This window comes from Alkalibacterium sp. m-11, from assembly GCF_054658155.1.
Genome location: NZ_BAAGIR010000131.1, coordinates 1 through 5397 on the forward strand (window position 1 = coordinate 1; position 5397 = coordinate 5397).

7 protein-coding genes and 1 other annotated feature are annotated in these 5397 nt (G+C 40.3%); all 7 genes read left to right on the forward strand.

Annotated elements, in window-relative coordinates:
* Positions 1–150: 150 nt before the first annotated feature.
* The 7 genes from ACYQ2O_RS10295 (at position 151) to ACYQ2O_RS10325 (ending at position 5236) form a co-directional block, all read left to right on the forward strand.
* Positions 151–828 carry a septum site-determining protein MinC gene (locus ACYQ2O_RS10295; RefSeq protein WP_346024868.1) on the forward strand — a complete coding sequence of 226 codons (678 nt, stop codon included), beginning with the start codon at positions 151–153 and terminating at the stop codon, positions 826–828.
* On the forward strand, positions 829–1623 hold the full coding sequence (minD, locus tag ACYQ2O_RS10300; RefSeq protein WP_346024869.1) for a septum site-determining protein MinD: 795 nt from the start codon (positions 829–831) through the stop codon (positions 1621–1623). It abuts the gene before it with no gap.
* Positions 1624–1671: 48 nt separating this feature from the next.
* Positions 1672–1744, forward strand: a sequence feature (ribosomal protein L21 leader region).
* 48 nt (positions 1745–1792) lie between these two features.
* The gene (rplU, locus tag ACYQ2O_RS10305) at positions 1793–2104 is read left to right on the forward strand and encodes a 50S ribosomal protein L21 (RefSeq protein WP_346024870.1); all 312 of its coding nucleotides are present in this window, start codon (positions 1793–1795) and stop codon (positions 2102–2104) included.
* Between the two features lie 24 nt (positions 2105–2128).
* Positions 2129–2470, forward strand: coding sequence for a ribosomal-processing cysteine protease Prp (locus ACYQ2O_RS10310; protein WP_346024871.1), 342 nt, complete (start codon positions 2129–2131; stop codon positions 2468–2470).
* 16 nt (positions 2471–2486) lie between these two features.
* Positions 2487–2771: a 50S ribosomal protein L27 gene (gene rpmA / locus ACYQ2O_RS10315; RefSeq protein ID WP_091478941.1), complete on the forward strand. Its 285-nt coding sequence runs from the start codon at positions 2487–2489 to the stop codon at positions 2769–2771.
* A gap of 239 nt (positions 2772–3010) precedes the next feature.
* A complete protein-coding gene (locus ACYQ2O_RS10320; RefSeq protein ID WP_346024872.1) occupies positions 3011–4021 on the forward strand; it encodes a class I SAM-dependent methyltransferase in 1011 nt (336 codons plus the stop codon).
* A 21-nt stretch (positions 4022–4042) separates the two neighbouring features.
* Positions 4043–5236 (forward strand): acetate/propionate family kinase, encoded by a 1194-nt coding sequence (locus tag ACYQ2O_RS10325; RefSeq protein WP_346024873.1) that lies wholly within the window; start codon positions 4043–4045, stop codon positions 5234–5236.
* Positions 5237–5397 lie beyond the last annotated feature (161 nt).

The following is a 5397-nucleotide window of genomic DNA, read 5'->3' on the forward strand; positions in this document are numbered from 1 at the left end:
GGGATAGTTTGGTAGTCGGATACCTACTATTTTACCGATAAATGAGGGAGGGGCAAGTGTTTTTTGTCTTTTCCTTGATAGAACAACGGTTATAGACCTTTAAGAACAAAAAAATTTGACAGTAACTACAGATAATGAGGAGTGGAGCCAATGAAGAATGCTGTAACACTAAAGGGAAGAACGGGAGGGTTTCAGATTATCCTGCACGCTTCAGCTTCCTTTGAAGAAGTAGTTGACCAGCTGAAAGAACTTACAGTTCAACTGAAAAAGGATACTCAGAAAGGACATGAGCTGATTTTTTTTGTTGACACTGGGAACAGGCTGCTGTCAGCTGACGAAAAAAAACAGATTAGCTATATCATTGAGGATGAGCATTTTAAAATCAGTTCATACGAATCCGATGTTATTTCGATCGAAGATGCTCAGAAACGTGCCAGAGAAGCACGCCCAAAGCTTGAAGTAAGAACAGTCAGAAGCGGTCAAATTCTTGAAGCTGATGGTGATTTGCTGCTTATAGGTCAAGTCCATCCAGGTGGAACAGTTCGGGCAACGGGCAGTATATTTGTTATCGGAGAATTGAAAGGGATCGCCCATGCAGGATTTGAAGGCAATGAAAATGCCATAGTCCTGGCGAATTTCAAGTATAACGCACAAGTGAGGATTGGCGGAAATGTACATGTCATTGAGAACAGAGATGAAAACCTTGTACAGTCAGAGGACATCCAATTTGTTTACGTGAATGATTTACATATCATAGAGGTCGGTTCTCTGCATTACTTGAAAACTATACGACCAGAAATAGGGAAACACTCAGGAGGTTTATTTTAAATGGGAAAAGCAATTGTTGTTACATCAGGTAAAGGCGGAGTAGGAAAAACGACATCCACTGCAAACATAGGAACAGCTCTGGCCCTTCAAAGCAGAAAAGTGTGTCTAGTGGATATGGACATAGGACTTCGTAACCTGGATGTTATTTTAGGTCTTGAGAATAGAATTATCTACGATATTATTGATGTAGTCGAAGGAAGAGCAAAACTTCATCAAGCTATCATAAAAGACAAGCGCTTCAATGATCAGCTTTTCCTGCTTCCAGCTGCTCAGCACGCTGACAAGAATGCTATCAATGAAGAACAGATGATAGATCTGATCGGCGAACTTAAAAAAGATTATGACTTTGTGCTGATCGATTGTCCAGCAGGAATCGAACAAGGATTCAAAAACTCTATAGCTGCAGCCGATGACGCTATTCTGGTGACAACGCCTGAAATGTCAGCAATCCGAGATGCAGACAGAATCATCGGGCTGATCGAACAGACATCGATCCAGCAGCCGAAACTGATCATTAACCGAATCCGAAAGTCAATGATGCAAAAGGGTGAAGTGATGGATATAGAAGAAATCACCCGCCATCTATCAGTAGAACTGTTGGGAATCATTTTTGAAGACGATGAAGTCGTCAGATCTTCAAATAAAGGGAATCCAGTAGTGTTGGATCCGGATCATGTGTCGTCACAAGGGTATAGAAACATTGCGAGACGTCTTCTGGGAGACACTGTTCCGCTGATGTCTCTTAAAGAAGAGAAACAGTCATTTTGGAAAAAGCTTTTCGACAAAAAACGTTGACTCGTTATGTCTTATTTGATATGATATTAATGTTGTATTTGTGACGCACCACAGCTACAACCGCTCGTATATAAGTATTTAAGAGCTAATGCCACTTATAACGGCGAGTCTAAGTGCAGGAATAGGGCGTATTATGCTTTGTTCAAAATTATAAGGAGGTGCAACAAGTATGTATGCAATCATCAAAACAGGCGGCAAACAGTTCAAAGTTGAAGAAGGTCAGGAAATCTTTGTCGAAAAACTGGACGGAGAATCTGGCGATACTGTAACATTTGGAGAAGTATTGTTCGTCGGTGGAGACAGCACTGTTGTAGGAAGTCCGTTTATCGAAGGTGCTTCAGTTGAAGCAATTATCGAAAAACAAGGTCGCGGTAAGAAAGTTACGACTTACAAATACCGTCGCAGAAAAGACTCTCACAACAAGCAAGGTCACCGTCAGCCGTATACAAAAGTAACAATCAAATCAATTAAAACCAACTAATACAAACAGGGAAGCGGTTCTGTAATGATCAATATTCTATTCCAGTTTGAAAATGAGCATATCTCTTCAGTGGAAGTCACTGGACATGCTGATTCCGGTCCTTATGGTCAGGATATCGTGTGCGCCGCCGTCTCAGCATTGAGTATCGGTACAGTGAACAGTCTGATAGAGATCGGTAAGATATCGCCAGATATCGTGTCGGCTGATGATCAGGGAGGCTTTCTGAAGTTCTCGCTGCCCGAAGGTTTGAGTCAGAAGCAAATGGAAACAGCTCAAATATTGATGAATAGTCTGCATCTTTCCTTGAAAAATACGGAGGAAGAGTATGGAGACTATATGACAGTCCATTCCTCAGACAATAAGTAATGGAGGTGCAAAAATCATGTTGAAAATGAATTTACAGTTTTTCGCGACGAAAAAAGGTGGAGGGTCTACTTCCAACGGTCGTGATTCTCAATCCAAACGTCTAGGCGCTAAGCGTGGAGACGGTCAGGTCGTTTCAGGTGGATCAATTTTATACCGTCAACGCGGAACTAAAATCCATCCAGGTGAAAACGTTGGTCGTGGTGGAGATGACACGCTTTATGCTAAAGTTGATGGCGTTGTTCGTTTCGAGCGTAAAGGAAAAAACAAAAAGCAAGTTTCTGTTTATCCTGTGGCTAACTAAATTAAGAGAAGTGGAGGAATCACATCAGCTGATATGATTCCTTTTTTCTTTACGATAAGATGACAGGATGTCATACGACAGAATGTACATACACCAATTATTAATCTTGTGAATAATGAGTAAATGAGTTAAAATGTCTATAGATACCCTTACTAATAATAACTAAATCTGCTTTAACTTTTTATCCCAAGTATCTTACTCGCTGTTGACCACCTTAAAAGATGAAAGGATAATTTTTTTTGGACATAAATAACGTAGAACGTTTTTTTTCTGTGTTGAATGATTCCACAGAACTCATCAGAAAAGAGCTTGATTCAACTTATATTGAAGCCCTGATCGAAACAGGTGAGAATATCCTGGATGACGGAGATATTCATGTGGAGAATGGTCTGCCCGGGGAAGAGGCTCAGAAACAGTTGATCGATATATATAGTCGTTTGACACTGACTGCACTGACCCCTGAAGAACGAAAACAGGCTATTCAGCTTATTCTGATCAAAGCGGCCAAGGAAGACTTGCTTCAGCCGAACCATCAGCCAACTCCAGATGCCATCGGCATTATTTTCAGTTATCTGATCGAACTTCTATACGATTTCGACCAGCCCGCCCATATAGCTGATTTATCAGTCGGCACTGGCAACTTGATGTATACACTATTCAGTAATCTGGAATCCTCTAAAAATAAATTTAGATTCACAGGTGTGGATAATGATGACCTGCTAATATCTTTAACATCGACATTAGCTGCATTACTGGGTATGCCGATCGAACTGATGCATCAGGACGCGCTTCAGCCTTTACTGATGGATCCTGCAGACATCATGCTTTCTGATTTACCTGTAGGGTATTATCCGATAGAATTAGAGGGTAATACTTTCAGTACTTCATTTGAGGAAGGCTACTCATATAGTCATTTTCTACTGGTAGAGCAGGGTCTTAACTACTTGAAAGAAGATGGCTTGGCTTTCTATCTCATGCCTACAAGCACGTTTGAGTCAGAAGAAGTTAAAGGACTGCTTTCATTTATTCAGAGTATAGGATATGTTCAGGGATTCATTCATCTGCCCAATGAATGGTTCAAGAATAAACAGTCCAGAAAATCCATACTGATCGTTCAGAAAAAAGGAGAAAAGAGCAGACAGGCTAAAGAAGTGCTGATCGCTACTTCTCCAAGCTTATCCAATAAAGAAGCGTTCAAAACCTTCTTAATGGATATTAAGAAGTGGAAAAAGGAACAAGGGATTAAATAAACTAAAAGGAGCATATATATTATGTCAAAGACAATTGCAATTAATGCTGGAAGCTCAAGTTTGAAATGGAAACTTTTCACTATGCCGGAAGAAAGCGTACTAGCTTCAGGAATCGTAGAGAGAATTGGACTGAATGATTCGATCTTTACTATCAAATACAATGACGGCGAAAAATTCGAACAAGTTGTCGATATCGCTGATCATGAAGTGGCAGTTGAAATGCTTCTTGAACAGCTTAAAGAATGGAACATTTTAAGTGATTTCAATGAAATTACTGGTGTGGGACACCGTGTGGTTGCTGGTGGAGAAATCTTTAAAGATTCAGCTCTAGTAACTGATGAAGTCATCAATCAGATCGAAGAACTATCTGAATTTGCTCCGCTTCATAACCCGGCTAACGCTACTGGAATCAAGGCTTTCCGTAAAATTCTTCCAGATATTACTAGTGTAGCTGTATTTGATACATCATTCCATCAGACTATGCCTAAAGTGAACTACCTTTACAGCATTCCAATGGAATATTACGAAAAGCATAATGCCCGTAAGTACGGTGCACACGGAACCAGCCACAAATATGTTGCTGAACGAGCAGCTGAACTGCTTGGAAAACCAATTGAAGACACAAAAATCATTACATGTCACTTAGGTAATGGTGCATCTATCACTGCAGTTGATGGCGGAAAATCAGTAGACACATCTATGGGATTCACCCCACTTGCAGGAGTGACCATGGGTACACGTTCTGGTGACATTGATCCTTCATTGCTTCCATTCCTGATGGAAAAAGAAGGCATCGAGTCTATCAATGACATGATCTATATTCTAAATAACGAATCTGGACTGAAAGGCTTGTCAGGCATATCAAGTGACATGAGAGACCTTGAAGATGCAGAAGCTACTAATGAAAAAGCTGAACTGGCTCTTCGTATTTTTGAAGATCGTGTCAGAAAATACATCGGATCATATGCTGCGACTATGAATGGTGTAGATGCCATTGTCTTTACTGCAGGCATTGGAGAAAATGGATCAGATACTCGTAAGAATGTGATCGATGGACTGACCTTCCTGGGAGCAGAAATCGATGATGAGAAAAACAATGTACGTGGTAAAGAAAGAGAAATCTCATCTGATTCCTCCAAAGTTAAAGTGTTCCTTATTCCAACAGATGAAGAAGTCATGATTGCAAGGGATGTAGAGAAATTCAGAAACAGCTAAAGAAGACAAATTAAAAAGATCTGCCTGAGAGAACGAGACTGCTGAAAAACCCCTATTCTACCTATGATTTCAATAGATAGAATAGTGGGTTTTTAGTATAATGTATGTAAGCGTTACGAAAATGAAGGAGTGTTGAGAATGTTGTCTTCACAAGAACAGCT